A 13,805-nucleotide genomic window follows, 5' to 3' on the forward strand; every position below is an offset into this window, starting at 1 on the left:
ACCGGGCCTCAATCAGGGTTGCGGGTCCTGTGGCTCCAGCTGACGCGGGTTCGCCTCCTGGCCGGGTTCCAGCGACACCACGTATTCGACGTGGCCGCCAAAGTCGTTGATGATGCCGTAGCGCAGTTGCGCCGCCGCCGTGGGCAACGGCCATTGCCCGCTGCCGCCGGGCGCCACCATATAGGCCTTGGCCAGCTCCTTGCCGTTTTTCAGCGCCAAATCCACCAGCGTCACGTGGTAGCGGCTGGGGTTGTCCACACGCAGCCGCGGCTTGCCATCCTGCTGGCGCACGCTCCAGCGCAGGCCCGCCGGCGCTTGCAGCGCGGCGCCGCTGCCCACGGATTTAGGGCGGAAAAACACCTTGATGCGCTGGCGCACCGCCAGTTGCAGCACATTGTCGCCGCTGGCAGCCTGCGGAATTTCCTGCACATTCAGCCAAAACACGGTTTCCTGGTCCTCGGCCGCGCCCGTGCCGGCATAGAGCACGCGCAGCAGTTGTTGCTGCTTGGCCGGCAAGCGCGCCAGCGGCGGCGTCACCGCGAACGGCAGTTCTTCCGGCTGTCCCTCCGCCGGCTCCAGCCAGGACTGGACCAGGATGTCCTCGCCCTGATTGCTGACGATGATAGGCGCTTCTTTATTGCTGCCATCGAAGATCAAGCGGGTGCCGTTCAGCGCAATGCTGGCCCAGGCCGGCTGCAAGGTGAAGGCCAACAGCAGAGGAAGCAAAATGGTTTTCATCGGAAACGCCATAGGGAAATCAAGAGAGGTTCAAAGCGGGCACGCGGCCAAGCTTGGCGCCCGCCGGGCGCCAAGCTTGGCATTTACTGGTAAGTCAGCGTAAACGGCAGGCTGGCATTGGCGATACCCGCTGACGGCGTGCCATTTTTGACATAGGCGGCGGCAAAGCTGACGCGGCGGACTTCACCTACCGCCCCTGCGACGGTTTCCTTTAACAACTCCCCATTGGTCAGGTCGAAAGCCGTGCTGCCAGAGCCGGACTTATCGTATAGCGCGATGCCCACGCCCTTGGCAAAACCGGCCGAGGTACTGCCATTGTTGACGCGCAGGATTTTGTTGCCCGTGACCACTTCCGGCGACTTGCCGTTCAGCGTCATAGATACTTTAGCCGCGGTTGTGCAGTTGATATTGAAATCCACTTGCTTGCTGCCGCTGCCGGTGAAGATGGGAGCCTCCACCGTACCGATATCCTCTATCGATACCGCGCCCATATCCACCTTGATGCTGGTGGCGTCGCCATTGGGCGAGCTGAGACGGCAGGTATCCGCCACCACTTTGCCGGTGAAGTCGATCTGGCCGTCGAACGAGATAGGGTCGGGCACAACCGTCTCTCCTTCAGTGGCAAATGCAGGGCTCATGGCCAATGCGGCCAACACCGCCAATACGATTTGGCCTTTCTTGCTGTTCAAGGTTTTCATACCACACTCTCCCACGGATAGAAAAAGCCGCCGATATTGCCGGCGGCATATCACGGCGCAAGCGCCGTTGAACTCACTGGAAACTCCGAGGCCATCATATGGTTTACAATTTGTTACATATATAGGATTTATCCTAACTTTCCAGACAAATCCCAAAATCTGGCATTTAGCGTATTTTATTGATTTTTCATTGATTTTTATTGCCAATACCAACCAATCAAGCCACTCCCACGTTCAACACCAATCGGGGATGGCAGCTCCGCTGATCTCGCCTTCATCCATGACGCCGCGCGGCATGCAAAAACGGACCGCGCCCCGGGGGCAGCGGTCCGTTGTGGATGGGTCAAGGTCTCAACCGGGCTTAACGCAGGCCCTCCAAGCCATGCAAGGCCACTTCCATCTGCTGCTGGAACGGTTCCAGCAATACGCGCAGCGCCTTGCCGGCAAACTGCTCTTCATCGTGCCGCAGCAGCAGGGTCAGCACGCAGCTCAGGGCCAGCTCGGCTTCGCGCAGCACCGCCAGGTGGTCGCTCAGCGCTTGTTCCAGTTGCTGCCGCGCTTGCTGCGCCTGCGCCAGCGGCGCTTGGGCGCGCGGGTCCGCCGCGAGGGCGTGCAAGGCTTGCTCCAGTTGCCGCAAGGCATGGCGGCCGGGTATCGGGATAGCGGTTTTCATCGTCGTCTCCTGTCAATGCCGCGTGGTCAGCGTGGTCATGCCGCGTTGCAGCCAGTGCTGCGCCGGTTCCAGCGTGATGTGCAGCACATCGCAGGGGCAGGCTTGGCCGCCGGCCTGGCGCAGCAAGGCTTGGATCGCGCACAGGCTGTGCTGGGCCTGGCGCAGGTCTTGCATCGCGCGGTGCAGATGGTGTTCGCGCATCTGCAATTGGCGTTCCAGCGCGCGCAGGCGATCGGCGGCGATGCCGGGCATGCGGCGTAGTTTTTTGAGAACGAGATTGAGCGGGAGTGAGGGGGAGAATAAGGCGCGGTAGCGCCGGCAGTGTGGATGCGTCATCGGTAGACTCCTCAGATAGCAGATTCTGTGGCGAGTCTGGCGATTTCGGGCTGTCAAACCCGAGTGCCGCGAATGCCTGCGGTACGCGGCGATTGTTACCGATTGGGCGGAGAGGGTCAAGGCAAGCGCCGGCGCAGCGCGCCGCCGGCGTGGATTCCACAACAGGGGATAGGGTTTACAACCAGCGCCGCTTCCAGAACAACCAGCTCAAGCCGCCGGCAATGCCCAGCATCGCCACCAGCACCAGGTGGTAGCCGTAATGCCATTTCAGCTCCGGCATGTATTCGAAGTTCATGCCGTAGATGCCGGCGATCAGCGTCAGCGGCATGAAGATCATGGTCAAGACGGTGAGCACGCGCATTTGCAGGTTGAGACGGTGGGATTGGGTGGACAGGTAGAGGTCCAGCATGTCGCCCACCATTTCCCGCGACATTTCCAGCGATTCGATCACGTGCATGGTGTGGTCGTAGGCGTCGCGCAGATAGACCAGGGTTTCCGGCTTGAAGAAGCCGTGTTCGCCGCGGTTGAGCGAGATCAGCATTTCGCGCAGCGGCATCAGCGCGCGGCGCAGTTTCAGGCAGTCGCGCTTCAGGCGCTGAATCTGCAGCAGCACGCCTTGGTCGCGGCCGCGCAGCAGCGTGCTGTCCATGCGTTCCACTCTTTCGTTGAACTCGGTGAGCACGCCGAAGTAGTCGTCTATCATCGCGTCCAGCAAGGAGTAGCCCAGGTAGTCGGCGTCCTTGTGGCGCAGCAGGCCGCGGCCGCGGCGCAGCCGTTCGCGCACTTCTTCGAACACGCCGGTGGGGCGTTCCTGGAAGGTGAGCACGAAGCGGCGGCCGATGACCAGGTAGATCTGGTCGGACAGCAGCCGCCCGGTGCCTTTTTCGCTGTGCTGGTGGTAGTCGAACACGCGGCCGGCGATGAACAGGTAGTCGCCGTAGTCTTCCACCTTGGGCCGCTGCCGCGCGTTCATGATGTCTTCCAAAACCAGCGCGTGCAGGCCGAAGCGCTGGCCTATCGCCCGCATCACTTCCGGTTGGTGCAGGCCGTAGACGTTGAGCCAGAGCACGCCGCCGGCGGGCTGGTGGGCCAGGCCTTCGGCCACGGTCTGGAACACGGTTTCCTGCAGTTGCTCCGGGCCGTATTCAAACAGGGAGATCGAGGCTTCCGGCAGCTTGGCCTCGCCCACCGACAGCAGGGTGCCGGGGGCTTCGCCCAGCGTGGGGATGCGTTTTTTCAGCGTGGCGTGGCGCATCGGCGGTTCACACTTGCTCGATGTCGAGCACGAAGCCGACGTTTTTCCATTGGCCGATTTCCTGCTTGAAGCCGCTGGCGGTGAGCGGGCTGCCTTTCAGCCAGGCTTTGTTCAGCGTCAGCGCGAAGCCGGTGGCGTGCTGGCGCAGGTCCAGCCGGTCCGGCAGCGTGATGCTGTTGCGGCTGCGGTGGAACAGCACCGCCAGGCGCAGCGCCACCACGGCCTGCCACAGGCTGGCGTCTTCCATGTATTGGCGCATCTTGCCCATGTCGCCGCGGTGGCCCAGCACGATGGCGGCCAAGGTGGCTTGTTCGCGCTTGGAGAAGCCGGGCATGTCGGCGTGCTGCAGGATGTAGGAGGAGTGCTTGTGGTAGGCGGTATGGGAGATGGTGAGGCCGATTTCGTGCAGCTTGGCCGCCCACAGCAGGCGCTTGAGCATGGATTGGTCGACGTCTTCGCCGGCCACCATGCGGTACAGGCGTTCGGCCAGCGTGGTGACGCGCTCGGCCTGGGCGGTGTCCACGTGGTAGCGGCGCTTGAACTGGGTGACGGTGGTGTCGCGCATGTCCTTCTCGCGTTGGCGGCCCAGTAGATCGTATAGCACGCCGTCGCGCAACGCGCCTTCGGCCACCGTCATTTTGTCGATGGCCAGTTCCTGGAACACCGCGATCATGATGGCGAGGCCGCCGGCCAGCACCGGCGCGCGGTCGGCCTTGAGGCCGTTGACGTCGATGGATTTGATGTCGCCCTGACGGATCAGCAGCGTCTTGAGCTTTTCCATGCCGGCCAGGGTGATGTCGGCGCTGCTCCAGTCATTGATTTCCAGCACGTCGCGCAGCGAGCGCGCGGTGCCGGAGGTGCCCACCGCCAGTTGCCATTCTTCGCGCTGGTATTGGTGGGCGATGCGTTGGATTTCATTGCGCGCGGCCAGGATGGCGTCCTGGAAGTTTGCCTGGCTCAGCTTGCCGTCGCCAAAGTAGCGCAGGGTGAAGCTGACGCAGCCCAGCGGCAGGCTTTCGGTGACCAGGGCCTTGTAGTGGCTGCCGATGATGAATTCGGTGGAGCCGCCGCCGATGTCCACCACCATGCGCCGTTCCTTGGTGTCCGGCAGGGAGTGGGCGGCGCCCAGGTAGATCAGCCGCGCTTCTTCGCGGCCGGCGATCACTTCTATCGGGAAGCCCAGCAGCGGCTCGGCCTTGGCGATGAAGTCGGCGGCGTTCTTGGCCACGCGCAGGGTGTTGGTGCCCACGGCGCGCACTTGCGCCGGGGTGAAGCCGCGCAGGCGTTCGCCAAAGCGGGCCAGGCAGGCCAGCGCCTTGTCCTGGGTTTCCTGGTCCAGGTATTTGTCCGCGGTCAGGCCGGCGCCCAGGCGCACGGTCTCTTTCATCACGTCCAGCGCGTATAGTTGGTCGTCCACCACCCGCGACACTTGCAGGCGGAAGCTGTTGGAGCCCATGTCTATGGTGGCGAGCACGTTATTGGGGGGCGTGGTCAGTGTCAAAGACACCCCTTCTCTCTTTATCTAGGCCCGCGCCGGGCGCGGGGTGGATTCGTCATGAGTTCTAAGAACGTGTTTACGATCTCGCGAGCTAAGGCGAGACAAGGCGAAAACGGTTGAAGAAGCGGAATGTACTCGTGGTACATGAGCATTTTTAGCTCGGTTTCAACGCCCATTTCTATCCATCCCGCCGACGCGCAGCAGATCGTAAACAGGTTCTAACGCCAAGGCGGGCACGGACGCCAGACGCAACAATGGCGGCAACACCGAATGTTACCGCCATTTTAGTCAAACCGTCATGTCAAGTCGCCGTGGTCGGCGCCGCCGGGCTCATCCCAGGGTTTCGCGCTTCTTGGTTTCCAAGGTGGTGTGGCGGATGTCCTTGCCCTTGACCAGGTAGACCACGTATTCGGAAATATTGGTGGCGTGGTCGCCAATGCGCTCTATCGCCTTGGAGATGAACAGGGTGTCGATGGACATGCTGATGGTGCGCGGGTCTTCCATCATGAAGGTGATCAACTGGCGCAGTTCAGCGGCGAAGTCTTCGTCCAGTTCCTGGTCCGCTTCGGCCAGTTCCAGCGCGGCGCTGGTGTCGAGGCGGGCGAAGGCGTCCAGCGCGCGGCGCAGCATGCCCAGCGCTACGTCGGCCATTTTTTCGATTTCGCGGAAACGCGGCATCTGATAGCGCTCGGACTGGTAGATGGTCTTGCCCATGCGCGCGATTTTCTTGGCTTCGTCGCCGATGCGTTCCAGGTCGGTGATCACCTTGATCACGGTGAACACGATGCGCAGATCGCTGGCGGCCGGCTGGCGGCGGGCGATGATGTGCAGGCAGTCGTCGTCGATGGTGACTTCCATCGCGTTGACCAGCGCGTCTTCGGCGATCACCTTGTCCAGCTTTTCAATATCGCCGGCCAGCAGCGCGTCCACCGCGGACAAGATCTGCTGCTCCACCAATCCGCCCATTTGCAGGACGCGGGTGCGGATGGTTTCCAGCTCCATATCGAACTGCTTGGAAATATGTTCTGCCATGTCTGCCTCAAACCAAAACCAGTCAAAAAACGCTATGTTAATGCGGGCAGATGACGCCGATGTGACAATTCATCTGCCCGTTTGCGCGCGGCGGCCAGGCTTGGCCTAGCGCCTTATCGGATTTCTTCCACGCCGCTTTGCCGTCCCAACACCAGTACGTCGGCGCGACGGCGCGCGAACAGGCCGCAGGTGACCACGCCGGCCAGGTGGTTGATGATTTCTTCCAGTTCCACCGGCTTCTGGATTTTCAGGCCGTGCACGTCCAGGATCACATTGCCGTTGTCGGTGGTCACGCCTTGGCGCAGTTCCGGGTGGCCGCCCAGCTTGACCAGTTCGCGCGCCACGTAGCTGCGCGCCATCGGGATCACTTCGATGGGCAGCGGGAAGGCGCCCAGCATGGCGACGTATTTGCTTTCGTCGGCGATGCAGATGAATTGGTCCGCCACGCTGGCGACGATCTTCTCGCGGGTCAGCGCCGCGCCGCCGCCCTTGATCATGTGCAGGTGGTGGTTGATTTCGTCGGCGCCGTCGATGTAAACCTGCAGCGCGTCCACTTCGTTGAGGTCGTAGACCGGGATGTGGTGGGCCTTGAGGCGGGCGGTGGAGGCGTCGGAGCTGGATACCGCGCCGCGGATGCGGCCCTTGATGGCGGCCAGTTCTTCGATGAACAGGTTGACGGTGCTGCCGGTGCCGACACCGACGATGCAGTCGTCCGGCACGAATTCGATGGCTTTCTTGGCTACGGCAAGCTTCAGCTGGTCCTGGGTCAACATGGTAATGCCTCCTGTGTTGGGATGGGTTGCGCCGGGCGGATTATGGCACGGGGCGAGCCGCCAGACACCTGTCATCTATCGTAGCGCGGCGGGGCTTGCTTCGGTTTGACGCAGGCGAAACCGCGTTCATTCTTAGAACCTGTTCATAGTCTGCTGTGCTTCGGCGATACGGCGTTGAAAACGACTTCGAAATGCTCATGTACCGTGTGTACATTCCGCTTTCTCAGCCGTTTTCGCCTTGTCTCGCTCTTGCTCGCGAGACTTTGAACAGGCTCTTAGAACCTGTTTACGATCTGCTACGCGTTGGCGATACGGCGTTGAACAGGTTCTTACACTGGCACCAGCAGGCAGACGGCTTGCGCTTCTATCGCTTCGCCGCGCCCCAGGTAGCCCAGGGTTTCATTGGTCTTGCCCTTGACGTTGACCGCGCCGAGGTCCAGGCCGAGGTCGGCGGCGATCACCGCGCGCATCGCGTCGATGTGCGGCGCGAGCTTGGGCTGCTGCGCGATCAGGGTGCTGTCCACGTTCAGCGGCCGCCAGCCGGCGGCGCGCACGCGCTTGGCGGCTTCGCGCAGCAGCGCGCGGCTGTCGGCGCCCCTGAATTCGGCGGCGGTGTCCGGGAAGTGGCGGCCGATGTCGCCCAGCGCGGCCGCGCCCAGCAGCGCGTCGGTGACGGCGTGCAGCAGCGCGTCGGCGTCGGAGTGGCCGAGCAGGCCTTTGTCGTGGGGAATGACGACGCCGCCGAGAATCAGCGGCCGCCCTTCCACCAGGCGGTGCACGTCGTAACCTTGTCCGATTCGAAACATCTCAATCCTTTCTTGCCGCCAGCACCGCGCGCGCCAGGGCCAGGTCGCGCGGGTAGGTCACTTTGAAGTTCTGGGCATCGCCTTCCACCAGCAGCGGCTTGCCGCCGCTGCGTTCTATCGCGGAGGCTTCGTCGGTGATGGCGTCCAGGCCCGCGCCTTGCAGCGCCTGCCGCAGCGGGCCGTGGCGGAACATCTGCGGGGTCTGCGCCAGCCACAGGTCGGCGCGCGAGACGGTGACCGCCACGCGTCGTTCGGCGTCGGCGCGCTTGACGGTGTCCGGCACCGGCAGCGCCAGCAGGCCGCCCACCGGGTCGTCGCCCACTTCGGCCAGCAGCCGTTCCACCGCATCCGCGGACAGGCAGCAGCGCGCGGCGTCGTGCACCAGCACCCAGTCGTCGGCGGCGCAGTCCAGCGCGTCCAGGCCGTTGCGCACGCTTTCGGCGCGGCTGGCGCCGCCCACGCGCAGCACTTGCAGCTTGGGCAGGTCCCAGTCGAAGTCGTCGAACCATTCGTCGTTGGGCGAGATCACCACCGCGACGGTGTCGATGGCGGCCACCGCCGCCAGCGCCCGCAGCGTGTGCCACATCAGCGGCTTGCCGTTCAGTTGCAGGTATTGCTTGGGGCTGGGCGCGCCGAAGCGGCTGCCGTGGCCGGCGGCCGGCACCAGCGCCAGGTAACGGCTCACGCGCCGTCTCCGGCCGGCGCTTCCAGGCTGCGCCACAAGCAAGTGCCTTTGACTGATTTGTCCAGTTCGTTCAGATAGCTTTGGTGGTCGGCCTGTTCTTGTTCGCTGGCGCGCTTGACCAGCAGCGGCTTGCGCTCGAAGTTCATCGAGCCGTCCTGGCCGCCGGGCAGGTCCATGTCGATGTCCATCACCAGGCTTTCCTGGCCGCGGGTCATCCACAGATACACTTCGGACAGCAGTTCGCAGTCCACCAGCGCGCCGTGCAGCGTGCGGTTGGAGCGGTCGATCTCGAAGCGGTCGCACAAGGCGTCCAGGCTGTTGCGCTTGCCGGGGAACTGGTCGCGCGCTTCGCGCAGGGTGTCGATCACATTGGCGCACAGCTTGTTGATCGGCGGCAGGCCCACTCTGTCGAATTCGGCGTTGAGGAAGCCGACGTCAAACGGCGCGTTGTGGATGATCAGTTCCGCGCCGCGCAGGAAGTCGGCCATTTGTTCGGCCACTTCGCGGAACTTGGGCTTGCCTTCCAGGAATTCCAGCGAGATGCCGTGCACGCGCTGGGCGTCCGGGTCGATCTCGCGCTCCGGGTGGATGTAGAGATGCAGGTGCTTGCCGGTGAGCTTGCGGTTGATCATCTCCAGGCCGGCGAATTCGATGATGCGATGGCCCTGGGCGTGTTCGAGACCGGTGGTTTCGGTATCCAGAATCACATAGCGCGGCACGCCGTCGCTGCGCGATCCACTCATTTCTTTAGCGTCACTGCTATTGCTCATACACTTCTGTCCTGCATCCTGAATCGTTTTTACATTACCGCGCCCGCGTCTTGCCGCGCTACGCCTGCCGCCACAAGCCCTGCTCCCGCAGTTGCCGGTGCGCCAGTTGCCGCAGGCCGCTCAATTGCTGCGCGACGGCGTCGGCGGCGCCGGTCCGCGCAAAATCTTCGAGAGTTTGGCACATTTGCACCACCGGATCGATACGCAGCATCGCGAATACGCCTTTTATCGCATGCAGTTGATCTTGCATCCCCCGCTCATCCCGCGCCTGGGCGGCCGCGTCCAGGCTGTGCAGCGATGATTCCAGGCTGTCCAGCAGCAGTTGCAAGCGCTCGGCGGTCAAGGCCGGGCGCGCGCCGCTGTCGCTAGCCTCCGCCGGCGGACGCGCCGCGGGCAGATGCGCGCGCATCGCCTGGTCCAGCATGGCCAGGGACACCGGCTTGAGCAGGATGCCGCTGATTCCCGCCTCGGCGCAGTTCCGGTTTTCTTCTTCTCCGGCATGGGCGGTGATGGCGATGATGGGCGCGGCCACCGCGTGTTCCCGCAAGGCGCGCGCCAGCGCGTAGCCGTCCATGCCGGGCATATTGAGATCGGTGGCGATCAGTTGGTAGCGGCGCAGGCCGGCCAGGCGCAGCGCATCGGCGCCGCTGTTCGCCACGTCGGCATCGTAGCCCAGTTCGATCAGTTGGTCCCGGATCAGTTCGCCGTTCACTTGGTAGTCGTCCACCACCAGGATGCGGCCATGCCGTTCGCCGCCGGCGGGCGGCTCGGCGGCCCGCGGCGCTGCCACGGCCTGCGCCGCCTGCTCGCATGCCGGCAAGGGCAGCGTCACGCTGAAAGCGCTGCCCAGCCCCAGTTCCGAGCTGAATTCCAGGCTGCCCTGCATCAGCTCGCTCAACTTTTTGCATAGCGACAGGCCCAGGCCGGTGCCGCCGAAGCGCCGTGAAATCGAGGTGTCGGCCTGAGTGAATTCGGCGAATATTTTCCCCTGATCCTCTTCGGCGATGCCGATGCCGCTATCGATGACGCCGATCACGATGGGAGAATCCGCCGCTTCTTCTTGCTGGGGGTAGACTTCGAAGATGACTTCGCCGCTATCGGTGAATTTGATGGCATTGCTCAGCAGATTGAACATGATTTGGCGGATGCGCGCCGGATCGCCCAGATAGGCCGGCGCCAGGTCCTCGTCGATCACCGCGGTGAAGGCCAGGCCCTTGGCCTGCGCCAGCGGCGCCATGCCCTGCGCCACCTCCTGGCTGAGTGTCCGCAGGTTGAAGGGGATGCGCTCCAGCGTCATCTGGCCGGCTTCCACCTTGGACAGGTCCAGAATGTCGTTGACGATTTCGCGCAGCGCCTGCGAGGAGTTTTCCGCCACGCGCAGCCTTTGCCGCTGCGCCGCCGCCAGCGGCGAGCGCGCCAGCAGTTCCAGGCTGCTCAGCACCGCATTGAGCGGGGTGCGGATTTCATGGCTCATCACCGCCAGGAACTGGGATTTGGCCCGGTTGGCCTCTTCCGCCTTCTTGCGCGCTTCGTCCAGCTTGCGCTCGGTGGTCTTGATCGCGGTGACGTCGACGACATGGCAAAGCAGCACGTCTACGCCCAGGTATTTGCTGTGCACCGCGTGGACATGCAAGTCCAGCGTGGCGCCGTCGTCGAGTTCCAACTGGATCAGCCGGTCCAGCGCATCGTTGCCGTACTCGCCAGGCGAAATGGGCTGCGCCCGCAGCAGGCTCTGAAAGGTGGCGCCATGCTTGGATTGGCGCTCCCAGTCGTCCATCACGCGGTTTTGCAGGATGATGCGGGCGTCCTCGATGGCGTACAAGGCCAGGCCGGCCGGCGCGGTGCGCACCATGGTGCGGTTCAGGTCCTCGCTCTCCAGGGTGCGCTGGGAGCGGGAAAAAGCCGGCGCGATCAGTTGGCGTTCCAGCAGCCACAGGCTCAGCCACAGAAACAGCAAGGCCAGCGCCAGCAGCGCCACGGTGAGGGCCGCCAGCCGCCAGCTGCTATGGGCGAAGCTTTTCCAGGACACCACTTGCACATGGCTCCAGCCCAGGAACGGCAGGTGCTCGACGATGAAGATATTCCCGGCGTGATAGCTGACGCTGACCGCTTCCTTGCTTTGCGTTTGCGCCGCCTGGCGGGCAAAGGCGGCGATGGCCGGGCTCGCGTCCAGCGAGCCGTAAATGAGCTTGCCGCGATTGTCGATGAACAGCTCCGCCGAGTACTTGCCCAGGTAGGGGCTTAATTGTTGCAGGATCTTGATGTCCAGGCTCTTCACCCAAAAAATCACCGGCCGGCCATGGGCCTGCACCACCTTGGTCAGCCGGATGGCCGGCCGCCCGGTGAGCGGATCGACGAAGATGTCTATCCACGGTTTTTTGGGGTGCTGGCGAATATACGCCGCCATGTGCTCGGACTGGAAATCCGGCAGGCCCTGGGTCAGACGAGCAAGCAAGGGCGCGACCGGCGCGCCCACCGCTTGAGGCAGTTCGATCTTGCGATTGAAATCAATCAGCAGATAAGCGCCTTTGGCCGGAAAGGTGTAGTTGATGCCGATGATCTGGAACTGGAAGGTTTCTTGCGCCAGTTGTCTGGCCACTTGCCGGCTCAGTTCCAGATAATGGCTCAAGGTGTCTGTGCTCAAGGCCGTCGGATCGCCCAAGGCAAAGGTCAGGAAAGGGTCGCCGCGCTGGTGCAATTCCAGATAGCCCTTGTTGGCGAGGAATTGCCGCACCATGGGCGCCGGCGCGTGTTCGCGCTTTTCCCAGGCTTGCTGATACTTTTCGGCCAAGTAAAAGTTATTGATATTGTAGTTGGCCATATCATTGTCCAGCGCTTTGTTCACCAGACTAAAATTTTTGACGATATCGTCCAGTTCATCCTTGAATACACCGTGCACCACCAGGCCGGAAATAATCAGCAACGCAATGGAGATCACGATGCCGGCCAAAAGAAAAACCGCTCTCATCACCCGCTGCAGCCCATGCAGTTCCTGACTGCGCGGCAGTTGGTAGGCCACCTCGGCAAAAAACGCGCGCAGCGCATTGGCGCGGCCTCCGGCGGCGGCTTTGGATTTTGATTTCAAGTGGATGACTCGCGCGCGTCCATCAGGCCCAGAAACTGCATCACCAAGTCCGAATCCCGCTGCACGCCCATTTTCCGCATGGCGCTCATTTTCTGGGTGCTGATGGTTTTTTTACTGCGCTTCAGTTTGGCGGCGATCTCCGTAACGGTCATGCCGGCAGCGAACAAGCGCACCACTTCCGCCTCGCGCGTGGTCAATTCCTGCTTGCCGGCGGTGCGGCGCTCCAGTTCGATCTTGTCGACGATCTCGGCCATCGCCGGGGAAAAGAACTTGCGCGCCTGCATTGCACAGAGCAGCGCTCGGGACAGGTGCTCCTCGGCATCCCGCTTGCTGACGATGCAATGGATGCCCAGGTCCAGCAAGGCCCGTATCGCCGACAGTTGATCCACCATGGTCAGAATCACGATGCCAAGGCCGGGAAACTGGCGGCGGATGCGGCTGAACATCAGCACCCCGTCGCTGAGTTCACCCGAAGGCATGGAGAAATCGCAAACCAGAATGTCGCAGGGCTTGGATTCCAGCGCGGCGAACAATTCGTCGGTGCTGGAGGCCGTCGCGGAGATCTCCAGCCCGGCCTTATCCCTTAAAATATGAATCAAGCCATTGACCACCATCGGGTGGTCGTCCGCCACTATGATGTGATGCGTTTTCATGATGTCCTTTGAGGTGCCGGGCACGGCCCACCGCCTCTTGAATATTAGGTCCGGCTTCAGCCTTAAGCCCATAAATCCACTCCCGCAGCCCAATATCGAAGCGGCCCGGACCGCCGCGCTAACGCGCCGGGTCCGGGCCGGATGTTATTTTGCTCTTCCGCCGCTCAAGCCCGCGGGGTTTCCCGCCAAGGGCGACGAATAGAGGACGCGCCGTCAGCTAGCCGCAGAATCGGCGACTTCGATCTTGATCTCGCGCTTATTGCCATTCAGGTTATTGAAGCTGCGGTTGATCACTCCAATCGCGCTGCTGGTGCCCTGCTTTACTTCTTTGTCGAAAATAAAAGAGGCAACGCCGAGATTGCCCTTGATCAGCAGCGGCTTGCGGGTGCCACTCCAGTTGGAGCTGAGCAGTTGGGCGGAGCCCTGCCCAATCATCCCCAGCTCCAGGGTTTGGTCGAAGTGACAACTATTACCGAACTTGGAACCCGGATAAATCGCCACTTGATCATTGGCGATGCTGAGATTGACCTTGGCGCCCGGCGCGACAACTTTCTGCTCCGGCTCGCCGCTCAAAGCATACTTGATCACGCAGCCGCTGTTATTGATCAGATCCAGGGCGTAAGTCTCGGCGGCCATGGCCTGGACGCCGCACATGGTCAGCGCGCCGGCGACCGCAAGAAGGAATGGCTTCATGTTTTGTTCTCCATAAATTAATGAGTTAAGTTTGCCAAAGTAATAAGCGTTCTCATTGGCGGACTCAGATTAATGGAGAGCGAAAAAAGCCGATAACAATCTAAAAAAAG

At 62.4% G+C, this 13,805-nt stretch carries 14 protein-coding genes; all 14 read right to left on the bottom strand.

All coding sequences use genetic code 11. The features are described from left to right. Positions 1 to 12 precede the first annotated feature (12 nt). The gene (locus tag VI26_RS11505) at positions 13 to 738 is read right to left on the bottom strand and encodes a molecular chaperone (protein ID WP_197081444.1); all 726 of its coding nucleotides are present in this window, start codon (positions 736 to 738) and stop codon (positions 13 to 15) included. Positions 739 to 821: 83 nt separating this feature from the next. Further along, positions 822 to 1,436, bottom strand: coding sequence for a fimbrial protein (locus VI26_RS11510; RefSeq protein ID WP_053074369.1), 615 nt, complete (start codon positions 1,434 to 1,436; stop codon positions 822 to 824). A gap of 361 nt (positions 1,437 to 1,797) precedes the next feature. Then, a complete protein-coding gene (locus VI26_RS11515; protein WP_048409892.1) occupies positions 1,798 to 2,109 on the bottom strand; it encodes a DUF1484 family protein in 312 nt (103 codons plus the stop codon). Between the two features lie 12 nt (positions 2,110 to 2,121). Further along, positions 2,122 to 2,445: a hypothetical protein gene (locus VI26_RS11520; protein ID WP_156183847.1), complete on the bottom strand. Its 324-nt coding sequence runs from the start codon at positions 2,443 to 2,445 to the stop codon at positions 2,122 to 2,124. 175 nt (positions 2,446 to 2,620) lie between these two features. Further along, positions 2,621 to 3,700 carry a magnesium/cobalt transporter CorA gene (corA, locus tag VI26_RS11525; protein ID WP_048409894.1) on the bottom strand — a complete coding sequence of 360 codons (1,080 nt, stop codon included), beginning with the start codon at positions 3,698 to 3,700 and terminating at the stop codon, positions 2,621 to 2,623. Between the two features lie 7 nt (positions 3,701 to 3,707). Beyond that, the gene (ppx, locus tag VI26_RS11530; RefSeq protein ID WP_369799207.1) at positions 3,708 to 5,201 is read right to left on the bottom strand and encodes an exopolyphosphatase; all 1,494 of its coding nucleotides are present in this window, start codon (positions 5,199 to 5,201) and stop codon (positions 3,708 to 3,710) included. A 327-nt stretch (positions 5,202 to 5,528) separates the two neighbouring features. Further along, entirely contained in the window at positions 5,529 to 6,230 is a 702-nt protein-coding gene (gene phoU, locus VI26_RS11535) for a phosphate signaling complex protein PhoU (RefSeq protein WP_048409896.1), read from the bottom strand. A 113-nt stretch (positions 6,231 to 6,343) separates the two neighbouring features. After that, positions 6,344 to 7,003, bottom strand: a complete 660-nt coding sequence (gene rpiA / locus VI26_RS11540) for a ribose-5-phosphate isomerase RpiA (RefSeq protein WP_048409897.1) — start codon at positions 7,001 to 7,003, stop codon at positions 6,344 to 6,346. Positions 7,004 to 7,332: 329 nt separating this feature from the next. Next, the gene (gene ispF, locus VI26_RS11545; RefSeq protein ID WP_304413459.1) at positions 7,333 to 7,815 is read right to left on the bottom strand and encodes a 2-C-methyl-D-erythritol 2,4-cyclodiphosphate synthase; all 483 of its coding nucleotides are present in this window, start codon (positions 7,813 to 7,815) and stop codon (positions 7,333 to 7,335) included. Then, complete coding sequence (gene ispD / locus VI26_RS11550) at positions 7,811 to 8,494, bottom strand: 2-C-methyl-D-erythritol 4-phosphate cytidylyltransferase (protein WP_048409899.1); 684 nt, start codon at positions 8,492 to 8,494, stop codon at positions 7,811 to 7,813. Before ispD ends, ispF begins: the two co-directional genes overlap by 5 nt. After that, positions 8,491 to 9,264 carry a DNA polymerase III subunit epsilon gene (gene dnaQ / locus VI26_RS11555; protein ID WP_369799206.1) on the bottom strand — a complete coding sequence of 258 codons (774 nt, stop codon included), beginning with the start codon at positions 9,262 to 9,264 and terminating at the stop codon, positions 8,491 to 8,493. Before dnaQ ends, ispD begins: the two co-directional genes overlap by 4 nt. A gap of 58 nt (positions 9,265 to 9,322) precedes the next feature. Further along, entirely contained in the window at positions 9,323 to 12,349 is a 3,027-nt protein-coding gene (locus tag VI26_RS11560) for a sensor histidine kinase (protein ID WP_053074370.1), read from the bottom strand. Further along, entirely contained in the window at positions 12,346 to 13,002 is a 657-nt protein-coding gene (locus VI26_RS11565; protein ID WP_048409901.1) for a response regulator transcription factor, read from the bottom strand. The genes VI26_RS11560 and VI26_RS11565 overlap by 4 nt, the downstream gene beginning before the upstream one ends. Positions 13,003 to 13,215: 213 nt before the next feature. Further along, entirely contained in the window at positions 13,216 to 13,695 is a 480-nt protein-coding gene (locus VI26_RS11575) for a hypothetical protein (protein ID WP_048409903.1), read from the bottom strand. Positions 13,696 to 13,805: the final 110 nt, after the last annotated feature.

This window comes from Chromobacterium sp. LK1, from assembly GCF_001043555.1.
In the GTDB taxonomy this organism is placed as follows: Bacteria; Pseudomonadota; Gammaproteobacteria; order Burkholderiales; family Chromobacteriaceae; genus Chromobacterium; species Chromobacterium aquaticum.